Source organism: Desulforegula conservatrix Mb1Pa, from assembly GCF_000426225.1.
GTDB classification, from domain to species: Bacteria; Desulfobacterota; Desulfobacteria; order Desulfobacterales; family Desulforegulaceae; genus Desulforegula; species Desulforegula conservatrix.
Map to the genome: position 1 here is coordinate 1 of NZ_AUEY01000034.1, position 23,439 is coordinate 23,439.

General features: G+C 42.0%; 15 protein-coding genes and 1 riboswitch. Of the genes, 8 read left to right on the forward strand and 7 right to left on the reverse strand.

What is annotated here, in order from left to right:
• Window positions 1–255, forward strand: a 255-nt coding sequence (locus tag K245_RS28060) for a hypothetical protein (RefSeq protein WP_035277163.1), incomplete at its 5' end; no start/stop codon positions are given.
• Window positions 256–656: 401 nt separating this feature from the next.
• Here K245_RS28060 and K245_RS24325 read toward each other — a convergent pair.
• From K245_RS24325 to K245_RS0112590, 6 genes are all read right to left on the reverse strand, one after another.
• On the reverse strand, window positions 657–2,651 hold the full coding sequence (locus K245_RS24325; RefSeq protein WP_035277164.1) for a monovalent cation:proton antiporter family protein: 1,995 nt from the start codon (window positions 2,649–2,651) through the stop codon (window positions 657–659).
• A 132-nt stretch (window positions 2,652–2,783) separates the two neighbouring features.
• Complete coding sequence (locus tag K245_RS0112570; RefSeq protein WP_027359548.1) at window positions 2,784–3,308, reverse strand: cob(I)yrinic acid a,c-diamide adenosyltransferase; 525 nt, start codon at window positions 3,306–3,308, stop codon at window positions 2,784–2,786.
• 103 nt (window positions 3,309–3,411) lie between these two features.
• Entirely contained in the window at window positions 3,412–4,152 is a 741-nt protein-coding gene (cobS, locus tag K245_RS0112575; protein WP_035277165.1) for an adenosylcobinamide-GDP ribazoletransferase, read from the reverse strand.
• Between the two features lies 1 nt (window position 4,153).
• Window positions 4,154–5,215: a nicotinate-nucleotide--dimethylbenzimidazole phosphoribosyltransferase gene (gene cobT / locus K245_RS0112580; RefSeq protein WP_027359550.1), complete on the reverse strand. Its 1,062-nt coding sequence runs from the start codon at window positions 5,213–5,215 to the stop codon at window positions 4,154–4,156.
• A 172-nt stretch (window positions 5,216–5,387) separates the two neighbouring features.
• Complete coding sequence (gene cobU, locus K245_RS0112585; protein ID WP_027359551.1) at window positions 5,388–5,924, reverse strand: bifunctional adenosylcobinamide kinase/adenosylcobinamide-phosphate guanylyltransferase; 537 nt, start codon at window positions 5,922–5,924, stop codon at window positions 5,388–5,390.
• The gene (locus K245_RS0112590; protein ID WP_198013888.1) at window positions 5,917–6,570 is read right to left on the reverse strand and encodes a histidine phosphatase family protein; all 654 of its coding nucleotides are present in this window, start codon (window positions 6,568–6,570) and stop codon (window positions 5,917–5,919) included. Before K245_RS0112590 ends, cobU begins: the two co-directional genes overlap by 8 nt.
• Before the next feature lie 306 nt (window positions 6,571–6,876).
• Window positions 6,877–7,021: riboswitch (cobalamin riboswitch) on the reverse strand.
• A 153-nt stretch (window positions 7,022–7,174) separates the two neighbouring features.
• Between K245_RS0112590 and K245_RS0112595 the strand changes: the two genes are divergently transcribed.
• The 7 genes from K245_RS0112595 (at window position 7,175) to K245_RS0112635 (ending at window position 18,808) form a co-directional block, all read left to right on the forward strand.
• Window positions 7,175–10,096 (forward strand): M16 family metallopeptidase, encoded by a 2,922-nt coding sequence (locus K245_RS0112595; RefSeq protein ID WP_027359553.1) that lies wholly within the window; start codon window positions 7,175–7,177, stop codon window positions 10,094–10,096.
• Between the two features lie 428 nt (window positions 10,097–10,524).
• The gene (locus K245_RS0112605) at window positions 10,525–12,345 is read left to right on the forward strand and encodes an extracellular solute-binding protein (protein ID WP_027359555.1); all 1,821 of its coding nucleotides are present in this window, start codon (window positions 10,525–10,527) and stop codon (window positions 12,343–12,345) included.
• 3 nt (window positions 12,346–12,348) lie between these two features.
• A complete protein-coding gene (locus K245_RS0112610) occupies window positions 12,349–13,440 on the forward strand; it encodes a microcin C ABC transporter permease YejB (protein WP_027359556.1) in 1,092 nt (363 codons plus the stop codon).
• A 218-nt stretch (window positions 13,441–13,658) separates the two neighbouring features.
• Window positions 13,659–14,687 carry an ABC transporter permease gene (locus K245_RS0112615; RefSeq protein ID WP_027359557.1) on the forward strand — a complete coding sequence of 343 codons (1,029 nt, stop codon included), beginning with the start codon at window positions 13,659–13,661 and terminating at the stop codon, window positions 14,685–14,687.
• 8 nt (window positions 14,688–14,695) lie between these two features.
• On the forward strand, window positions 14,696–16,294 hold the full coding sequence (locus K245_RS0112620; protein WP_027359558.1) for an ABC transporter ATP-binding protein: 1,599 nt from the start codon (window positions 14,696–14,698) through the stop codon (window positions 16,292–16,294).
• A gap of 56 nt (window positions 16,295–16,350) precedes the next feature.
• A complete protein-coding gene (locus K245_RS0112625; protein ID WP_027359559.1) occupies window positions 16,351–16,947 on the forward strand; it encodes a penicillin-binding protein activator LpoB in 597 nt (198 codons plus the stop codon).
• A gap of 523 nt (window positions 16,948–17,470) precedes the next feature.
• Entirely contained in the window at window positions 17,471–18,808 is a 1,338-nt protein-coding gene (locus tag K245_RS0112635) for a COG3014 family protein (RefSeq protein WP_027359560.1), read from the forward strand.
• A gap of 255 nt (window positions 18,809–19,063) precedes the next feature.
• Here the strand turns inward: K245_RS0112635 and K245_RS24330 are convergent, their stop codons facing one another.
• Window positions 19,064–23,080: a PAS domain S-box protein gene (locus K245_RS24330; protein WP_198013889.1), complete on the reverse strand. Its 4,017-nt coding sequence runs from the start codon at window positions 23,078–23,080 to the stop codon at window positions 19,064–19,066.
• Between the last annotated feature and the right edge of the window lie 359 nt (window positions 23,081–23,439).

The window sequence follows — 23,439 nt, forward strand, 5'->3', positions numbered from 1 at the left end:
CCAGACACCTTCTTTTTTATTGACCCGCCTTACTATAAGGCCCCATACTACAAACATAATATGGAGCTGGATAATTATAAGGAAATGGCAGGGATACTCGGAAGCGTGAAAGGCAAGTTTCTTCTGACCATAAACGACCTGCCTGAAATACGTGAAGTGTTCAAGGATTTTAAACAGCTGGAAATAAAGCTGAGATATTCTGTCTCTCAAAAAAGTGCCACAGAGGGAAAAGAACTGATCTTCACAAATTATTGATAAACAAAGCCCCGGTCAGTGGAATTAATTTTTTCTGGCCAGGGCTTTATAATCGACATTTTTTTGACGGGCTTGTTTTTGCGTAAATTCATTAGCGAGTGGTGCCAAAGCAGACGCAAAATGGTGCCAAAGCGCCCGCCGCTTTACAAAAGCTCCGCAAAAACTTTCAGGTAATTAGACAGTGCATACACAATTTTAGGGCATTTGCGTCTGATCATAATAAAAACATAAAGTTTTTGAGGGGACTTAAGGAACTTTTTACAAAAAGTTCCCCAAGATCCATAAGTCCAAAAAGGATTGTTATTTCGCTTTTCATCATCTAAGGGGAACATAGCCTTTTTCAAAAAGGGTTTTCCAAGAATAAACATGCCAAGCTGAAGAGTTACCCATTTTCATTACAATTACATTGAAGCTGAAAACAAGGCCTCCTTATCAGGCAAGCCGCTTCTCTCGCCAAAAAGATAGACAGTATCACCTTCAAAAAGCCTTAATGAGCTATCTGGATTTGAGATAAATTCAACTCCCCTTTTTATGGCTATAACATTCAAACCATGCTTTTTCCTTAAGTCTGATTCCTCAAGGGTTTTCCCGTCAAGAAAAGAGCCTTTTTCAATCCTGAAGGAAGCCAGATCCATATCAGTAAAATGAGTACTCAGGGCATGGGCAGCGTCATGTTTTGTCTCAAAGCTCCTGAGCATTTCATAGCCTTTGGATCTTATTTCTGAAGTGAATCTTTCTATTTCAAATCTTGGTATGAGATATTTTGAAAGAACCCTGGTGAACATCTCAATGGATGTCTCGAATTCTTCAGGAATTACATCATTGGCTCCAAGCCTGACCAAAGGATCAATATCCTTAAGGAATCTAGTTCTTACAATTATATGAAGTGAAGAATTCATTTTTCTGGCCAGAGCCACAACCCTGCGAGTTGCAAGGGGATCAGATATGACAACGGCAAAAACCCTGGCCCTGCTTATTCCGGCATTCTCAAGAACTGCCATATGGGTAACGTCTCCATAAGCAATGGGCTCACCCTGCTTCTTTGCCTTTTTCACATTGTCAGGATTCATTTCTATAATATTATAAAATATCCCGGCAGCCCTTGCAGCATGGGCTATATTTCTGCCACCAAGCCCGAATCCTGCAATTACGAGATGATCGCAGGTCTCAAGGGTGCAAACGTTTTCTTCAAGCTCCGGCTCCTCGCTTCTCTCATCAAGTTTTCTGAAAACAGAATATTTCAGGGAAAGGCCTGATGCCATTGGCCCTAACTTCATCAAAAAAGGAGTCAATGCCATTGTCACAATGCTAGAGGCAAGAAAAAGCTGATAATTATGTTCGGAAAGCAAACCAATTTTTTGCCCTGACTTTGCGAGAATAAATGAAAACTCACCGATCTGGCATAATGAAAATCCAACAAGCAGAGAAGGCCGTACCGGGAATCTTATGGCAAGGGATGAGACCGACGCAGTAACTATTTTAATTAGTATGATTGAAGCGGTAACAAGCAATACTGTCGATATATTTGATAAAAAGAAACGGATGTCCATGAGCATGCCAACAGAAACGAAAAACAGGCTCGTAAAAACATCCCTGAAAGGCAGAATCCCCTCTATGGCATTCATGCTGTATTCGGACTCTGACATTATAAGACCTGCCAGAAAGGCTCCTAACGAAAGAGACAGACCTATTTTTGATGTGAAAAGGGCAATCGAAAAACACAGCGCAAGCGTAGTGAGCAGAAAAAGCTCTTTATCCCTGGTTTTAACAACAGAAGCAAGAATCTGGGGAACAAGGTATTTGTAAACAACGAAAAAAAACAGGAAGAAACCGCCTGCTTTTGCGGCAAGAACAACAGCTGAAAAACTCGCCGCATCTTTATGACCAGCAAGAAAAGGCAGGACAAGCATCATGGGAACAATCACAATGTCCTGAAAAATAAGCATGGAAAATGAAATATTACCGTGCGGAGTATAAACCTCGCCCTTTTCCTGAAACAACTTCAAAACAATGGCAGTGGAAGAAAGGGATGCGAGGAATCCCATGAAAATACCAGAGCCTGTATTGAATCCGCATAATCCTGCAAAAAGCCAGGCCGCGACGATTGTTAGAACAACCTGCAAAGCGCCGCCCACAAATACGGATTTTTTAAGCCTCATCAGATGCCCTACAGACATTTCAAGGCCGATGGTGAAAAGAAGGAGGATAATGCCAATTTCAGACATAAGCTCGACCTCATGGACAGCGTCCACAAGTCCGAGTCCGTTAGGCCCGGCAATTACTCCGGTTATGAGAAAACCGACTATTGCCGGTATTTTGATCTTATGGCAGACAAAAATAACAGCTATGGAAAGCCCTGAAATAACAACAAGTTCAAAAAGAATGGAAGTTTCCATGTATAAATACCTTCTGTTTATTTAGCAGGCTATTAATTCCCCAAAAAGCTGAAAGTCATGCCACGCAAACAAGACATACGCTTTTTCGCATATTAGAATGAGGAATACCTGAATAAGGGCGCAAAAGGGAAATCAATACTCTACGCCAAGCTGAGCCTTTATGCCTGATTCGTAACCATGTTTAATACACTTCATTTCCGTTACAGTATCAGCAATTTCAATCAATCCGGGTGTTGCACCTCTGCCAGTAAGGGCGATTATCAAATTGTCAGGGGCGGCTTTTATCATTTCTGCAACTTTCTGCTCTTCAATCAAGCCAGCTGAAACAGCGAAACAGACCTCGTCAAGAACAATGAAACCAGATTCGTTTTTAACTAATATTTCTGAAACAAATAAAAGTGCTTCGTTGCATTTTTGCTTGTGCTTTTCAAATTCGAGACTGCTTTTGTCTGAAGGAGGGAAACCAAGACCAAGCTGGACAATATCAATTCCATCAAGCTTTTTTATTGCCTTGAACTCTCCTGTATTCTGAAAATCTTTGACAAACTGGACAACAATGACTTTAAGCCCCTGGCCCCAAGCCCTTAAAGCCATGCCTATTGCGGCTGTAGTTTTGCCCTTGCCGTCGCCTGTAAACAAAAGAATCCTGCTGTTCATATTTTCACCATGCTTTGTACCTTAGGTGGTGCACAAGCCTTCCGGCTTAAGCACCTTACTTCCGGATGTTTTTAATTCAAACAATGCCATACTTCTAAAAAAACTAACCTATCATTGAGAAGCATACCAAAGCAAATGCTTCTGTCAGCTCGCAACCTGCGCCCAGAGTGTCGCCAGTGAATCCGCCGATCATTCTTTTTGAGCAAAGCCCCCATAAATAGATGAATGCAATTGCTGCTGACGAAATAAAAAAACCGGATAATCCGTTAATTGAAAGACCCGCAATAGCAAAAAACAAGGCTGAAACGATGCCTGTTTTTATTGTGGCTTTTTCATAAAATACAGAAGCAAGGCCTCCGTCCTTTCTCGCGTATCTGAAAAAAGTCATGATTATGGACATGGAACATCTGCCAGCTATTGGAGCCATAACAAGTGCCCTGGTTCTTAAGTCTCCGTTCAAAGAGAAAAGAGCAGAGGTTTTCAAAAGCATAATACTGACGAGTGCAGCTGCCCCCATGGTTCCAATCCTGCTGTCACGCATTATCTCAAGAATTCTATCCCTGGGCCTTGAACTTAAGAAGCCGTCTGCAGTATCTGCAAGGCCGTCAAGGTGAAGCCCTTTTGAAATGGACACCATAAAAAACATACATAACACTGACCTGACCAAGGGCGGGAAAAAGCAGAAAAGAAAGGAATCTGATATTGCTGTAGCAAGGCCTATAAAGAGTCCTACCACAGGGAAAAAGACTATGGATTCCCCAAGATCATCAGAGCTTCCGGACATTTTCCCAGGTACAGGAATTATAGTCAGAAATGACAGGGCAGAAAAAAAACCTTTGAACATTTTATTCACCGCCGTTGACTCCTGCCTCATCAAATGTGGCAACATCAGTAAGAAGCCTTGAGGCCGCTTCAACAAAAGGCATACAGAGAACTGCGCCAGTGGCTTCTCCAAGCCTTAACCCCAAATCTAAAAGAGGCTTTTTACCGAGTTTTTCGAGCGCCCTGATATGCCCTTGCTCCACACTCTTGTGAGAAGGTATCATATAAAGTCTGGACAAAGGACATATTGAATCCGCAATAAGTGCTGAAGCTGTTGATATAAAGCCGTCTATAATTACAGGCTTCCTGACCGAAGCTGCGCCAAGAATTATTCCGGCCATTCCACCAATTTCGAATCCTCCGATTTTGGACAAGACATCAATCCCATTTGATGGGTCAGGATTATTGATTTCAATGGATTTTTCTATCATGGAAATTTTGAATGAAAGTTTCTCGTCATCGATGCCGGTTCCACGCCCGGTTGCTTCTGAAGGCGATATGCCTGTAAGCACCGATACAATAGCGCTGCTTGGAGTTGTATTACCTATACCCATTTCGCCTATGGCAAAAATATCCGTATCAGCAGCAAGTTCCAAAGCTATTCTAATACCTTTTTCTATGGATTCCACAGCCTGGCCTACTGTCATAGCCGGGCCTTTGGCCATATTCATTGTGCCTTTGGCAACCGGGCATGAAATAAAATCTCTATGTGTTTCAATTCCTTCAAGCGGACTTGCCACTCCCATATCGACAACCTTAACCTTTGCCCTGGCCATGTTTGCCATGGCATTGATTCCGGCTCCGCCACGCAGAAAGTTATAAACCATCTGGGCGGTCACTTCCTTGGGGAAGCTACTGACACCAGCGTCTGCTATCCCATGATCTGCGGCCATTATTACTGCCGTTCTTTTTTCAAATTGAGGAGAAACATTGCCTGTAATTCCAGCAAGTTCTTCAGCAAGATCCATCAGTCGTCCCATGGCCCAATAAGGCATTGTAAGTCTTTCAAGCCTTTGCTTCGCAGCATTCTTAGAGTTTTCATCTATTCCGGTTATTTTTTTGAGTGTTTCGTTCAGTAAATTCATTTGTTTAGATTGCCTCCGTCGGGTCGCTTTTTGAAAAAAGCTTCGCAAATACTTTATGGTTTAAATGGATTGTTACAGACACTGTTACTTTCAGAACCTAAAATTTTCAAACTAAGTCATATAAGGCAAAGCTGAGAATTGAAGACAGCCGCATATTCTTATGATTAAAAGTTCACTTCAGCTTCAAAGGAATCCCTGAAACCATCAAATAAGCGGAGTCAGCCCTGGAAGCCATCACCTGATTGCATCTTCCGAGAAGATCCCTGAAATCACGGGATGCTTTGTTATCAGGAACAATGCCCATGCCTGTCTCGTTTGTTACAAATATGACTGACGCAGAAACGCTTTGGCAGGCTTTAATTATATCCATACAATAATCAGAGACTTCTTCCTCGGTAATCCCGATCTTATTATTAAAAGCCCGTTGCATGAGATTACTGACCCAGAGAGTTAGACAGTCGACAAGAATAACGTCTTTGCTCCCTTGCTCAAGTATGACTCCAGCAATGTCAACTGGCTCATCAACTGTTTTCCAGCCTTCGTCCCTTTCATTTATATGTTTTTCAATTCTTGAATCCATCTCATCGTCCACTCCAGATGGACAGGTCGCCAGATAGATTCTCGTTTTTGATATTTCTTCGGCTATTTTCAGGGCATAAGCACTCTTGCCGCTTCTACAGCCACCTGTGATGAAAACAATCTTACCCATTCGTGTTTTCCCCTGTGCCACCTAAATAAACTGAATTCAAATGGGACGTGTCATTTAGAAATGAAAGATATCCGAAGCCGGCTGAGATGCTAAGGCAGGAAACGGACGCGATATCAGCCGCAAAATGAAAATGCTTTTCAGGAGGGATACCAAGCCACAGACAGATAAGACTTTTGATGACTCCTCCGTGGGTACAAACAGCAATTTTATGTTTTTTATCAGAAAGTGCATATTCTTTAATTTTTCCCGCAACTATCTCTATTCTTTCAAAAAAACCTTTAATGCACTCTCCGTCAGGAAAACAGAAATCACCTTCCTGCCTGAGCCATTTTTCAGCTTTTTCAGGGTATTTTTCCGAAATTTCCTGCCATGTTTTCATCTCCCAACCTCCAAAATCGATCTCGACAAGATCTTCATCAAAAACAACCCTGCCGCTGAATACTCTTTCAGCTGTTTCCGTGCATCTTGAAAGAGGGCTTGAAATACAGGTCCGTATTTCGGACAAATCAGACCGAAAAGACAGAGCATCAGCCTGACTTCTGCCAATTTCAGTTAATGGAAGATCTGATATGCCTGAAAAGAGTCCCCTTGTCTGGGCAGTTGTTTCTCCATGCCTGATCAAATAAACCGTAATCGTTTTGTCCAAAATGGCCTCTCGAAAATAAAAAAGCCCCGAAAAATCCAAAATATTTCAACCGAAATATTTCAATTGGATTCTCCGGGGCACCGTATTTTGCCCAGATAACAATAAACAGTCATTTACAAGGCTGCCCCGTTCCACGAGGGCGCAAGCTCATATATTGAGCATGCCTTTAAAATGGTTATTATATTCCATTTTTAAATCAAAGATGAAATCAAGGCGGCAAGGAGGAAGCGACGCAAACGTACGTGGTTTGTACGCTCTTGGAGCTGACGACGATGCCAACCCTATCCATTTATTGGGATAGCGCTTTGATTTAGAATTGGAATAACAGGTAATCTGGCTTGCGGAAATATGTTGTTCATCTCCGGTCACAGTGGCGGGCCCGCGCCGGATTTTCACCAGCTTCCCCTGTTTCAAAATCATCACAAGCTGTACTATCCGAAAGCAGGCATGTCAATTCAAAGGTTTTTAAAGCCTCCAAGGAGTGTTGCCAAATAACAGAAAAATCATCAACATGGCCACAAACAAAGCCCGTGCACATATTAAAGACTTATGCTATGTTTTGTGCCTTCTAAACAAACAGCCATAACATATGGAGCTTATACGAATGAAAAAATTGCTTTTATCCGCCATACTCCTTGTTTTTTTATTTACCCAGGGATGCGCCCCAAAAAACACACAAGGCCCCGAAGCAATAAACCAAAAATCAGGCAGTCAGGCATCAGATCCTACAGGTCGATATTCTTGGCCTAATTCTGTCAGCGACCTCGAACAGGATCCAGCAATGACAACAGGCAAATTTGAAAACGGCCTCAGATATGTGATCATGAAAAACAAAAAACCTGAAGGCAGAGTAAGCATTCATCTTAATATTCAGGCAGGATCAGGATATGAAAATCAAGGAGAGGAAGGCATTGCCCATTTTCTTGAGCACATGCTCTTCAATGGCACGAAAAGCTATCCGCCTGGTGAACTGGTAAAATATTTCCAGAGCATAGGCATGGATTACGGAAGCGACCTGAATGCAAGAACAAGCTATGATACAGCCATATACGATATTATGCTTCCTTCGGGCGATGAAAAAAATATGGACAAGGGACTTTCTGTTCTTTCTGAATTTGCTGAAGACGCCCTGCTTCTGCCTGATGAAGTTGAAAACGAAAAGGGAGTCATTCTTTCAGAAAAAAGAGTAAGAAACAGCGCCGAATACAGAATTGCAATAGCAACCCAGAAATTCATTTTCAACGGCCTCAGAATTACGGAAAGAATTCCGATTGGTTCCGAAGAAGTCATAAAGACAGCAAATACAAGGCTTATAAAAGATTTCTATGATGCATGGTACAGACCTGACAGAATGATGGTTGTAATTGTTGGCGAAACCGACGTCAAAAAAGCTGAAGATCTCGTAAAAAAGCATTTTTCAGGTATTAAACCAAGGGCTGAAAAAAGACAGGAACCCGAACTTGGCACTGTAGATCATAAAGGAACCAAGGCCTTTTATCAGTATGAAAAAGAAGCAGGAGGCACAACTGTAAGCATAAACACTGTAAGAAGCGTGCCTGCCAAACCTGATACCATTGAAGCAGAAAAAGACGCCATGGTAAAAATGATGGCAATGGGCATTCTTCAGGAACGCCTTGATTCCATAGCAAGAAAAAAGAATTCTCCCTTTACAAAGGTATATTCAGGGACAGGTATATCATTAAGGGAAATTGACCATACAGCTGTATACGCCAGTTGTGAGCAGAAAAACTGGGAAAGCGCCCTATCTTCCATATCCAAGGAAATTGAAACAGCCTTAAAATTCGGGTTTGACAAAGCCGAGTCCGAAAGGGTCAAAAAAAAGGTACTTTCAGGAATAGACAGAGAAATAGCTACTGCTCCAACCAGAGACAGCAAGGCTCTTGCCAATGAAATCATTGATAGCATGAATGACGGCAGGGTTTTCATTTCTCCTGAATACCAGAAAAAAACATTCGCTCCTTTTATTGCCTCTCTGAAAGCCGAAGATTTTGAAAAAGCATTCAAGGAAATCTGGAAGGACGATCACAGATTGGTTCTACTCACTGGAAATGCCGATGTATCAGATAAGGCATCCAAAGCTGAAGACCAGATTATAGCTGCATATGAAAATGGCAAGTCTCTTGCCACAGAAAAACCATCCGGAAAAACAGACATCAAATTCCCTTATCTGAAAGTTCCTGCAAATCCAGGGAAAATCATAAAAAAAACAAAAGACAAGGATCTTGACATCACAACTCTGGAATTTGAAAACGGGGTAGTTCTTCATTATAAAAAAACCGCTTTTAAAGCCGATGAAATAATGATGTCCGTGGCATTCGGGGATGGAAAAATCTCTGAGCCAAAAACAAAACCCGGGCTTGGCTTCATTTCAGAAGCAGTAATGAATCAAAGCGGCACCGCAACATATCTTGCCGAGGATCTTCAAAAAGTTCTGGCAGGCAAAAATATCAGTTCCTCGTTTCAGACCAGTGGAGAAAGGTTTAATTATCAGTGCTCTTCTTCCAAGGAAGATCTTACGACACTTTTCGACCTTGTTTACTCCCAGATTTCTGACCCAGGATTCAGGGATGAAACCCTTGAAAGAAAAATCAAGCAACATGAACAGGATTATGAAGGGTTTACCAAATCCGCAGATGGATTGATGAGAATCAAGGCTCCATATTTCCTTTCAGGAAATGACCAGAGATTCATGATGCCAGATCCGAACACTCTGAAAAAATTTGTGGTCAACGACCTTAAATCGTGGATAGCGCCATCGATTGCAGAATCAGCTATGGAAATAAGCGTTGCCGGTGACTTTGACGAAGCTGAACTTACAAGACTGGTATCAGCATATTTCGGTTCCATGAAAAAAAAGAAGCCTTTTACTAAAATCCAGCAGGTAAAACTGAACTTCCCTGAAGGAAAAAAACTGGATCTTTCGGTCAAAAGCCAGGAAAAAAACGCTTCCATCCACATTGTTTGGCCGACTCCTGACATCAAAAGCATAAATGATCTTAAAACCATAAGAAGACTCAACATTCTTTCTTCTGTACTTGAAAACAGACTCATAAAAGTTGTCAGGGAAAAACTCGGAGAAACCTATTCTCCTGCCGCAATCTTTGACATAGAGATGAATTATGAAGGTTCTGCCGGAATTCATGTGCTTATAAATTCAAGCACTGAAAAGGCCGATGAAATAAAGAAGGTGGCAATGGATATAGCGGCAGGGCTAAGCAATTCAGAAATAACGGATGAGGAGTTCGAGCAGGCCATCAATCCAGTACTGACTGCGCTGAAAGAAAAACTCCAGAAAAACATCTACTGGGTCAGCGGAGTAATGACAGGGTCAGTTCAGAAACCTGAAAAATTCACATGGTCAAAAAACGCCATGCAGGATCATAAATCAATTAAGAAAACTGAAGTGGCTGCTTTAGCAAAAAAATACCTTGATAACAAAAAAGCGGCTGTCATTACTGTTAAAAGCATTGAAGAGACTGCTTCAGGCGTTAATCAGAAATCATGATAGTTAAGCATTTTGATTTTTTTGCCTCAAAACAAATTTGGGGCTTAAAAATAAAATGTGGGGAATTTTTGAAAAAATCCCCCCACGTCCCCTTAAACTTTATAGTTTGTGAGGATACTATCACATGATGAATCAAAAAAACGCCCTGATTAAAATAATGCAATAAATGACTGTGGGAATTCTTTTGATCCCAATACGCCATTATAAAGTTTTTGCGGAGTTTTTTTGCAAAAAGCGACCCGCCGGAGGCACTCACCATAATAGTGGTGTCATTAAATGTCCTTATGATTCCTATTTGTCTTTGGTTTATATGGGCTACATTGCCTCCCCGGAGGCATTCGGATCAATGCTCGATTTACGGAAAAATGACGAAAATTAATGCTGCGCAAGCCTAAGAGCTTGGGCGCCTACTTTGAGAATGATGGGCAATGAAAAAATTTATTATTCTATGCATAAGTCTTTTATGGGCTGCTTCAGCATATTCCGCCGAAACGCACACAACCCACGCCCTTTCACTTGGCAATCCGCCCAAATACCCTTCTGACTTCAAACATTTTGATTATGTAAATCCCGATGCGCCCAAGGCGGGACATTACAGGGCCGAGGCAAACGGGACATTTGACAGCTTCAACCCATTCATTATCAAAGGAGCCGCAGCAGCCGGAGTTGACCTTCTTTTTGATACGCTCACTGAATCTGCTGATGACGAAGTATTCGCAAGATACGGTTTGATTGCGGAAAAAATGGAAATGCCTTCTGACAAATCCTGGATAATTTTCCATATAAATCCAAAGGCAAGATTCAGCGACGGAACACAAATAACAGCAGAAGATGTGGAATTCACATTCAAGCTCCTCGTTTCCAAAGGGGCTCCGATGTACAAGCAGTATTACAGGGATGTTGTAAAAGCCGAAACACTTGATGAAAAAAGGATTAAATTTTCTTTCAAGGATGGCAAAAACCCGGAACTGCCACTGATACTCGGTCAGCTGACAGTTCTTCCAAAACATTTCTGGGAAAGCAGGGATTTTTCAAAGGGAGGGCTTGAAATCCCCGTTGGAAGCGGCCCTTATCTAATAGACAAGTTTATTCCTGGAAAAAGCGTTACTTATAAGAGAAACCCGGAATATTGGGCCAAAGATCACCCTGCGTGCAAGGGAAGATATAATTTCGAAAAAATCTCGTATGAATATTTCAGGGATGACACAGTATCACTCGAAGCCTTCAAGGCCGGAAAATACGATTTCATAACCGAATCTTCCGCAAAGAACTGGGCTACACAGTATACCGGAAAATTCTTTGATAATGGCGTGATAAAAAAAGAGCTGATTCCCCATGAAATGCCCCAGGGCATGCAGGGTTTTGTTTTTAATACGAGGAGAGACTTTTTTTCCGATAGAAAGGTAAGGGAAGCACTTACCCAGGCCCTTGATTTTGAATGGAGCAACAAGGCGCTTTTTTACGGACAATATAAAAGAAGCAGCAGTTATTTTTCAAACTCTGAGCTTGCAAGCTCTGGCCTGCCATCTGAGGAAGAGCTGAAACTTCTTTCCCCTTTCAGGGATGAGCTTCCGGATGATCTTTTTTCAAAGCCGTTTAAGCTCCCAGTAAGCGGAGACAGGGACAAGCTGAGGGAAAATCTTAAAAAGGCTGATAAGCTCCTCAACGAAGCCGGTTTTATAGTTAAAGACATGAAAAGAATAAATAAGGAAACAGATCAACCTTTCCGTTTCGAAATACTAATACACCAGAAAAACTTTGAGCGTGTCTGCCTTCCTTTTAAAAGAAATCTTGAGAGATTAGGCATAAAAGTATCCATAAGACTTGTTGATACTGCCCAATACATAAACAGAGTCAACAGCTTTGATTTTGATATGATTGTTGGAGGCATTGGCCAATCACTTTCGCCTGGCAATGAGCAGCTTGAATTCTGGCATTCTTCGGCGGCAGACTCTCCTGGAAGCAGAAATATGGCAGGAATAAAGAATCCTGCCGTGGATTCAATTGTTGAAAAGCTGATTACGGCAAAAGACAGAAAAACACTCATAACCACCTGCCAGGCGCTGGACAGAGTTCTGCTCTGGAACTATTACATGATTCCGCAGTGGCATCTGCCGGCAATAAGGGTTGCATACGTGGACAAATTCGAGAGAAAAGAACCTCTCCCCAAATACAACAGCGTATCCATCATGAATTGGTGGATCAATGAAGAAAAAGAAAATAGAATCAACAGCTTGCTGAAAAGGTAAAATATGGCTGCTTACATCATAAGGCGATTACTGCTGATAATCCCCACACTGCTCGGCATAATGACCATCAATTTTTTTGTCATTCAGCTCGCACCGGGCGGCCCGGTAGATCAGATGATCGCGAAACTCCAGGGTCAGGGCGGAGAGCATATGGAAAGGGTGACCCAGGGACAGGGCGAAATTGTCAAATCAGGACAGGGTGACAAACCCGGATACAGAGGCGCAAGGGGAATGGATCCTGCCCTTGTCAAGGAGATTGAAAAGCTCTATGGGTTTGACCGGCCGATCTGGGAAAGATATGTAAAAATGCTCAGGAGCTATATTGTCTTTGATTTTGGAGAAAGCTTCTTCAAAGGCCAAAAAGTTCTGGATATAATAATTCAGAAACTTCCGGTCTCTATTTCTCTTGGAGTATGGAGCACTCTCATAATTTATTTTGCCAGCATTCCCCTTGGAATAAAAAAAGCCATTAAGCACGGCTCTCATTTCGATATCTGGACAAGCAGCGCAATCATCATAGGAAATGCGGTTCCAGGCTTTCTGTTTGCAGTTATCCTAATAGTCCTTTTTGCCGGGGGCAATTATCTTTCAATTTTTCCTCTTCGGGGACTTGTTTCTGAAAATTTTGACAGCCTCTCCATTTTCGGAAAAGCGATTGATTATTTCTGGCACCTTGTTCTTCCTGTCGGAACACTTGTTCTGGGAGGAATGGCAACACTCACTATGCTTACAAAAAATTCGTTTCTTGATGAAATCGGCAAACAGTATGTAACTACAGCAAAGGCAAAGGGACTTGAAGACAATAAAATCCTTTACGGCCATGTTTTCAGGAATGCAATGCTTCTTGTAATTTCCGGATTCCCGGCAGCATTTGTTTCCATGTTTCTTACCGGATCGCTTCTCATAGAAGTGGTTTTCTCACTTGACGGCTTAGGTCTTCTTGGCTTTGAATCAACCCTGACAAGGGACTACCCTGTCATGTTCGGATCTCTCTACATATTCACACTTATAGGACTCGTCATGAACCTTGTGAGTGATATTACTTATGTTCTTGTCGATCCGAGGATAGATTTTGCGTCAAGGGAGCAGGGATAAAAAAGTCCCCATAACCCTCAAAAACTTTATAGTTTTTAAGTAAGCGTTCCAAAACCATAAAGTTTTTGCGAAGCTTTTTTCAAAAAGCGACCAGCCGGAGGCCAAGACCGGCATCGGCTTACAAGGAAAGGGCGCTCTAATCCGATCTACGAATCGGCTAATTGCCAAACGAGATCAAGCTTTAAGACCAAAACAATAATAGTGTAATGGGAATATATATGTCTCCAGTAACAAAAAGAAGAATCCAGGCATTCAAATCAAACAAAAGGGCCATCTGGTCTTTAAGAATATTCATGCTGCTTTTCATTGTCTCGCTTTTTGCTGAGGTGATAGCGAACGACAGACCTGTTGTGGTTAAATACAACGGAGTGCTCTACTATCCGTTTCTGAAATCTTACCCGGAAACGACTTTTGGCGGATATTTTGGCACGGAGCCTGATTATGCCGAAACCTACGTCAAAGAATTGATAAATAAAAAAGGATGGATAGCCTGGCCAGCTATAAAATACAGATATGATTCAACCAATTATGATCTGACCCAGCCTGCGCCCTGCCCTCCTAATCTCAAAAACTGGCTTGGTACAGATGACCAGGGCAGAGATGTTTTTGCAAGACTGATATATGGATTCAGAGTTTCAGTGCTGTTCGGCCTCTGCCTCACAATTACGAGTTCCGCTCTTGGGATAGCAGCTGGAGCCATCCAGGGATATTTCGGAGGACTCGCTGATCTTGCAGGCCAAAGATTCATGGAAATATGGGGAGGAATGCCGGTTCTTTTTCTTCTTATAATTCTTTCAAGCTTTGTGGAGCCGAACTATGGATGGCTGCTTGCCATAACCCTCGCTTTCGGCTGGATGGCACTTGTAGGTCCCATCAGGGCTGAATTCCTCAAAGGAAGAAACCTCGACTATGTCAAGGCCGCAAGAAGCCTTGGAATAACAAGCACATCCATTATTTTCAGACACATTCTTCCGAACGCTCTGGTCGCAACGCTAACATTCCTGCCGTTTCTTCTGACAGGAGCAATAACCACCCTCACCTCACTGGATTTCCTTGGATTCGGACTTCCTCCAGGATCAGCTTCACTCGGCGAACTTCTTGCCCAGGGCAAGGCGAACCTCCATGCGCCATGGCTTGGAATTTCTGCATTCGTTACGCTTGCGGCCATGCTCAGCATGTTAGTTTTCATTGGTGAAGGTCTTCGCGATGCAATGGACCCCAGACATTTTTCCCAGAGGGGGCAATAGAGATAAAAATGAACGAAAACCGTCTTCTGAAAATTGAAAATCTCGGAGTGTCCTTCATATCTGGCCAGAATAAAGTTGAAGCCGTCAAGGGCATTTCATTTGAAATAATGCAGGGCGAGACATTTGCCCTTGCAGGGGAAAGCGGATCTGGCAAATCAGCCACAGCTCACTCGATTCTAAGACTTCTGCCAACATACGCTTTTTTTTCCAAAGAAAGCAGGATAACATTCAGGGACAAGGATCTCTCAAAAGCTTCGGAAGCTGAAATGAGGAAAATCAGGGGAGACAGAATATCAATGATATTCCAGGAGCCTCTTTCTGCACTTAATCCTCTGCATAAAATAGGCAGACAGATAGAAGAAATGCTTCTGATCCACCAGGGAATAAAGGGCAAAAAAGCAAAAGACAGGGTCATTGAACTGCTCGACCTGACAGGAATCCCTGATCCTGATAAAAAAATAACTAATTACCCTCATCAGCTTTCAGGCGGTCAGAGGCAAAGGGTAATGATAGCAATGGCGCTGGCAAATAATCCTGAACTTCTGATTGCAGATGAGCCAACCACAGCACTCGATGTCACTGTCCAGGCCCAGATACTTTGCCTCATCAAAGACTTACAGAAAAAATTCGGAATGGCTGTACTTTTCATAAGCCATGACCTTGATATACTTAAAAATTTTTCTGACAGAATAGCTGTAATGAAAGATGGCCAGATAGTAGAATCCGGAAAAACATCGGACATTTTCAGGGAACAGAGCCACGAATACACAAAAAGCCTCATAACCACAGAAATCAGCTTTCAGAAAAAAGAAACTCAGGAAAATGCAAAAGAGGTTCTGAAAGTAAAGGATCTTGATGTCGATTTTGATACTGGAGGCAGCTTCTTCGGATTCAAAAAGGAAAAATTTCAGGCAGTCAGCAAGGCTTCTTTTTCTATAAAAAAAGGTTGCACACTTGGCATAGCCGGAGAAAGCGGATCTGGAAAATCTTCACTTGCGCTTGCGCTCCTAAGGCTAATCAAAAGCTCCGGGAGCATAGAGCTTGATGAAAAAAACATAGAAAAAATGGATCAGAAGACACTCAGACCTCTTCGAAAAAAAATGCAGGTTGTTTTCCAGGATCCTTTTGCCAGCCTCAGCCCAAGAATGACAGCAGGCGAAATAGTTGGAGAAGGTCTTGGTCTATTAACACCCAAGCCGTCAAAAGAAAAAAAGGAAGAGATGATAATTAAAGCTCTTTCAGAGGTTGGTCTTGATCCTGCAATGCGTCACAGATATCCGCATGAGTTTTCTGGTGGTCAGCGCCAGAGGATTGCCATAGCAAGGGCTATTATCCTGAGGCCGGAACTCATGATCTTCGATGAACCGACATCGTCCCTTGACAGGGCCGTTCAGTTCCAGGTGCTTGATCTTCTGGTAAAACTTCAGGAAGAATATAATCTTGCCTATATTTTCATTTCCCATGATCTAAAGGTTCTTAAGGCCATTTCCCATGACATACTCATCATGAAGTCCGGTCAGATTGTGGAATCAGGAAAGACTCAGGAAGTTTTTGCAAATCCTGCCACCGACTATTCGAAAAACCTTATAAAGGCCGCATTTTTCTGATAAGTAAACATAGAAATGCAAAGGTAATCTTGGCAACCAAATATTCGGAGACGACAATGAAAAATATACTTACAATGACTGTTTCGGCTATTCTTGTTTTCATGCTCTGCGCTTGCGGAAGCGTAAAAAGAATAGACCCTGAAGAGCAGGTGGATCTGAGCGGAAAATGGAACGATACTGACTCAAGAATGGTGTCAGAGGCAATGATTGATGACGCCCTGAAACAAAGGTGGACAGGGGACTTCTCATCCAGGAAGTTCAGAAACCCTGTTGTGATTGTAGGCCAGATAAGAAACATGACCCATGAGCACATCAGCACAGAGACATTCACCAAGGACCTTGAAAGAGCCCTTCTCAATTCCGGCAAGGTGGACTTTGTCGCAGCAAAAAATGAAAGGGGTGAAATAAGAGAAGAAAGGGATGATCAGGCAGCAAATGCCCTACCCTCAACTGTGAAGAAAAACAGAAAAGAAATAGGGGCTGACTTCATTCTAAGCGGAACAATCAATTCAATTGTTGATAAGGCTACCCAGGACACAGTGATCTATTATCAGGTCAATCTTGAAATAATCGACATGGAATCAAATAAAAAAATCTGGATTGGCGAGAAAAAACTTAAGAAGCGTGTAAAGTGGCAAAGTGTAAATTTCTGATTACTGATAGAATATAGTTAGTGCATCCTGCGGGTCGCTTTTTTGAAAAAAAGCTCCGCAAAAAACTTAACCAATTTTAAATTTTTGAAGTTGTATTTTTGATTATGGATGACAGATCTATACTCATCAATGTCACAGCTTGAACATTTGAAATGAGTCAGGCCTCTTGAATGGCAAGCCTTTTGTTGCATCATTACTGGAAAACCATTTTGAAAAAGGGTTTTCCAGACCTTTCCCAAAACTTTTATGGTTTTTTATGGCGAGTTGATAACATATGTTTTTCAAGCAAAAGAATCCATAACCGAAAAGTTTTTGCCAAGCTTTTTTCAAAAAGCGGCCTTTGACCTTTCATTTAACAGAAGAGTTTAAATAATGACGATGTGAAGTATATATTTCAAAAACCATCAAACAATAATCAGCTATTGTTTCTCAGCCGTAGGGTGCTCAAGCCTTAAGGCTTGCGCACCATCAGAATTTTGTCATTTATACTTTCATATTTTTTCAATATGCCGATGCAGCTTATATGCAAATAGAAAACAACAATAAATACAGTTTCATAAAATACGTCTTTATAAATACTCTTTTCATCTGCATTTTATTAATCTCAGGGTGCGCCCCGGTAATAGACTACAAATCAGCTTCAAGAATGCTCGCCACAAGGGACTGTGAGGGCGCAAAGCAAATCCTCAGCCAGGACAAATATGGTTCCAAGAATCAGCTGCTCTTCCTCATGGACTCGGGTATACTCAACATGCAGTGCGGCGACTACAAAAAAGCCGTGGATTTTTTCAGCAAAGCTTCTGAGCTGGGAGATGATTTATGGACTGAAAGCGTATCTTCCAATATCTTGAGCTTTGTCACCAATGACCTTGTCCTGCCATATCAAGGAGAGGATTTTGAAAGGGTCATGCTCCCGCTCTTTTCCGGGCTTTGCTATATGAAACTTGACAGATATGACGAAGCACTGGTCGATTTTAAAAAGCTTGATATCATTCTTGGAGAAATGAACTCGAGGTATGATTCTAAAAACATCTACAAGGAAGATGCCCTTGCAAGATATCTTGGAGGTGCACTTTATGAAAGCTTCGGAAAGTATGATGACGCGTTCATAGATTATTATAAAGCCTTCAGAATATACAGGGATTACCAGCGAGATTACGGAATGAAGATCCCTGATTTTGCAGCCCAGGATCTTATATATGCTGGCAAGAAAAGCGGAAGGCTTAATGAAGCCATTGAACTAATGGGAGCTGATTATTATAAAACCGTTCCGCCCATTGATACTGCTTCAAAAGGGAAAGTCGTATACATAACCTTTGCAGGTTCTTCTCCTGTGAAGCATGATGACAGGATTGTGCTGCCGTCCCATGTGGGCCCTATTACAGTGGCATTCCCAATCATGCTGCCGTCTTCAATTCCTTGCAGGCCTTCAAGTATTCTTATCCAGGGAGCAGATCAGTCTTATAACGCGAGACTCGAAACAGCTGAAAACATCAACTCGATTGCAATGAAAAACCTGGAAGACAGGCGTGCGAGATATATAGCAAAGGCACTTGCCAGGGCAACAGCAAAACAGGTTGTCATTCATCAAATCGGGACAAGGTCAACCGACCATGAAGACACAAGAAATCTAATAAAAATATTCCTGAACATCATGAATCTGTTTCTTGAGCAGGCTGATACCAGATCGTGGAGAACTCTTCCTGGAGAAATAATAATATCCAGATTCTATCTTCCCAAAGGAACTTTTTCAATAAAATCAAAGGGCTGCCCGGCATTATCCGACTATGACAGGAAGGTAGAAATCGTACCAGGATCAACAACATTCATAGTAAACGAAACTGCCGTGTCAGGATTCTGATGCCGAAGCCATGCCCTTTAAATCGCCTCCAGTGAATTATTCCAGTTTGAAATAAAGAGTGATGGTCTCGCAAAAATGTCAGGAAAGGGCTTCAGCGTCATACCGGACTTGATCCGGCATCCCGTATTTTCAAGAGATTATGGATTTAGGCCTGCACCGGAATGACGGAAATAGGACTTTTTCAAGGGTGAATTTATTCGGATGACCGGCTGCGGGTCGCTTTTTGAAAAAAGCTCCTGAAAAAAACTCGGTTAATCAATTTATGCATCTGCGGATCTCGTCTATCAATTCCCTTATCTGGTAAGGCTTCTGAATGAATCCGTCCAGGCCTTCATCTGCAAAAAGACCTACGGCCTCGTTTTCACTGTATCCGCTCGAAAGAATAACCTTTATATCGGGTCTTATCTTCCTTAGCTCCCTGAAAGCCGAGATACCGTCCATCTTTGGCATTTTAAGATCAAGCACCACGCACTCAATTTCCCAGAAATTGTTCCTGAAGACAGACACAGCCTCTTCACCATCACAGGCAGACAGCACTGAAAACCCTTTCTTTTCTAACGCGCTCTTGCAAACCGTAAGAATCATATCCTCGTCATCCACAATAAGAAGCTTTGCGCTATTAGCAGGAATTGCTCCCTGGATCTGGTTTCCGGCAAAATCCATGGGTATTGCCAGTGATTTTTCAGGAACAGGGAAAAATACCTTTATTGTTGTCCCTTCTCCTGACTTGCTGTCAACGACAACAGCCCCCAGGTGACCTTTTACTATTCCGAGAACGGCAGACATTCCAAGGCCGCGTCCCGTGAATTTCGTGGTGAAGAATGGGTCGAATATCCTGTTAAGCGTGTCAGCATCCATTCCGCACCCCGTATCAGCGACTTCCAGACATACAAAAATGCCAGGGCCGGAAATCACATCAATCCTGCTCTGCTTGATATATTCCGGATCAAGGTTCTCGACATATGTCCTTACTCTTATGGTGCCATTTCTTTCGCCTATGGCTTCCGAGGCGTTGGTTATAAGATTCATCACTATCTGCTGAATCTGGCCGGAATCGGCGCTGATAACAGGCAGAGGTTCCATCAGGTCAAGCTTCAGTTCTATTGTCTTAGGAATTACTGTCTTGAAAATTCCTGCGTTCTCCTTAACAAGATCACTTATGCTTACAGAGCTGATCAGAAAATGGCCTTTGCCTGAATAGGCAAGCATCTGACGAGTGAGATCCGCTGCCCGTCTTGAAGCTATCATGGCCTGGTCTATGCTTTTTTTGACGGGTGATTCTTCAGGAAGTTCCATCAGGGAAAACTCAAGATTTCCGATGATAGCCATGAGCAGATTATTAAAATCATGTGCAATTCCTCCGGCCATGACGCCAAGGCTCTCTAATTTCTGGGTGTGGAGAAGTCTTTTCTCAAGCTCAATCCGCTCCTCTTCGGCCCTCTTCCTAAGAACAATATCCCAGATCATGCCTGAAAGGTCTGATACAATGGCTATGTCCCGTTCGTCATAATCAAAGGCCTTGTTGCCTACACCTATTAAGGCGACTATATGCTCTCCGTTGAAAAGGGGTACGACAAGCTCCCTGATGATTTTGGCATGTCCGGAAGGAAGTCCCTTTTTATGTGAAAGAGATTCGTAGTCATTATGAATCACGGGTTTTCTCTGAAGAATGCAGTCTGACCAGACTCCGGCCTTTCCAATATCAAAGTGGACTTGCCCCGGAGCTGCCGAACACATGGTTTTCAGGGTATTTGACGACCAGGCCTGAAGTGAGATATTTCTGTCTATCTCGCTCACAAAATGGCAGAACCCTATTTGGCTTTCTGTAAGCCTCTCAATCTCGTCAACTGCTTTCTGAAGTGTATCTGCAAGAGAATGCGTGTCAGCATATTCCGCAATCATAAGCCTTGATTTTATTAAATCCTCGGCTGTCTTTCGCTCCGAGATATCAATATTGATACCTGTTACACCTATTACAGAGTCTTTTTTCCTTACCGGGTTCAAGGCGTTTATGAAATGATGTTTTCTGCCTCCGAGACGGCATGAAACTTCTTCTGAAATCCTTTCGCCCTTAAATGCCCTCATGTTATTAGAGTACCATAGATCAAGGGTTTTCAGGTCTGCCAAATCAGAAAAATCGGATTGGGTTTTACCAATCATCTCCCCCCAGTTTTTCCTTGATGTCTCATTCTGGAGGATATATCTGGAATCCTTGTCAATTGCCCACATATCAAATGGGAGATTTTCAATTACAGCATTTAAAAAAGCCTCCCTTTCAACAAGAAGCTCCTCGGACATTTTTTTCTCTGTAATATCAGAAATAACTCCTAGGAGCCCTTCTAAATGCCCCTCACGGTCAAGCAGTCTGCAAGCGCTGATAACTCCCCAGAAAGAGCCGCCATCCATTTTTCTGTAATGTCTTTCAGTGTTTATTCTGTCAACGGTTCCATCCAGAAGATCTTCCAAACCCAGGCGACCTTTTACCAGACAGTCAGGATGAAGAAGGTCGGTATAACTAAGGCCGTAGAGATCATCAGGACAGCAGGCAAAAAGCTCGCACATTCTCATATTGAGTGTTTTAACCCTGCCTAAAGTATCCACCACAAGAATTCCAGCCGCTGTTGTCTCAAAAATGGCTCTGAGGTGACTTTCTCTGTCCTGCAAAGTCTTTTCAGCGGTTTTTCTTTCTGTAACATCCCTATAAATAACCTGGCTGTAATAATCACCGCTTATACTAAAAATATTAGTTGATACCTCCACCCATCTGATTTCCCTTTTTTTTGTTATGATTCTGAATTCATAATTGGATGGCGGAGATTCTCCTTTGAATCTTGAATAAAGTCGCCGTTTTACAAGATCCCTGTCTTCTTCATAAACAAGACACCATATTTCTTCTGAAGCAAATCCAAGGACTTCATCCCTGGAGTAACCGAACAGTTCAACAAAGGCGTCATTGACCTGCTTGAACGTTGGAGGCGAACCGCCCAGAATTGCGAGTGCATCGATTGAATTTTCGAAAAGGAGTCTGTATTTTGCCTCGGCCTCTCTTATAAGTTCTTCAGCCTTTTTTCTTTCTGTTATGTCTCTGTATATATTAAGGGCAAAATAGTCATTTTCAGTGTAGAGGATATTGGCGGAAACTTCAATCCACCTCGTTGTCCCATCTTTTCTTATTATTCTGTATTCATAACGGGATGGTACGTCCTCACCACTGAATCTCGCTATAAGGCGTGTCCTGACCAGAGGTATATCTTCAGGATAAATAATTTGCCACATATCGTCATAGGAAAATGATAGTATTTCAGCAGAAGAATATCCCACAAGATCTTCAAACGCAGGATTCACAAGAATGAACTTTGGTGGTTTGCCTGAAAGAATAGCAACCGAATCCATGGATTTCTCAAAAAGCAGCCTGTACCTTGATTCTGCATGTATCCTCGCGGACTCCGCTTTTTTCAGATCTGTGATATCAATTATAACAGTCAGGATATGAGGTTCATCCTCCAGGGTAATTATGTCAGATGAAAAAACGCAGTATCTGATATCGCCCTGTTTTGTTCGTACTCTGCCTTCGATGTTTCTGATGAAACCATTTTTTTTAAGAAGTCTGATTCCGTCATTTCTTTCAGATTTATCAAGAAAAAGATCAAGTTCTTCGCAATTTCGACCTATTACCTCTTCTCTTGTGAAACCGAGGGTTTTGATAAAAGCGTCATTAACTTCTACAAAAAGGCCGGTTCTTAAAGATGAAAGAGCAATGAGAGCGACATCAGAATAAAAGAGCTTTGAAAATTTCGTTTCATAAGCCGCAATTTTGGAAGTAGCCCTGCTTATGGCCAAAAAAACCGTGTTACCATAATTATTAGTTTTAATTACCCTGTGTTCAGCAGGAATTATTCTCCCGTCTTTAGAAATCAAAGGAATAGAGCAGCCGCCTCTTTTGCCTTGAATGATTTCCTTAATCATGGCTTCTGCATCTTTTTGTCTGTCAACCGGATGGATGGATAATATGTTTCTGCCCAGTATTTCTTCTTCAGAATATCCAAGAGTATTTATGACGGCATTATTAACGTGGAGAATGTCGCCGTTTTCATCCAGTACATAAAACAGCTCTTCGACAAATTCGAAAAGGAATCTGTATATGCTGAAATCAATGGGACAGAAAATTGACACGTCATTTGATGTGTTTGCTGTTTTATTATCCATCAAACCCTTTTCTGGCATAGTGGTACCATAAATGGTTTTGGCTATTTGTATTCGGCCTTCTTTCATATTTGAAAAGACCCCCTGGGAATATTGATTATCTGGATTTTCCAAAAAAATGACGCCAAGAAAAAAATCTGCGGAGATTAAAACGCAGAAGAAAATTTGAGCTGGAAACTGAAAATAAGATAAAAAAAGCCGGAAGAAAAAAATCAAAAAAAAGCAAGCCATCGATATGTTTACAGTATAATAAAGATAGCAAAAATTAATTTGCGGGTACATAAAAAATTGAGTTCTGCGTTTATTCTGTGTATTATTTAAATACATTAATAAACTTCGCGCCGTCAGTCTGATATTGATGGACTCGCAAAAAGTCAAAAAAGGCTTAAGCGTCATGCCGCTTTTTATCCTGCATCTTTTTATTTTCA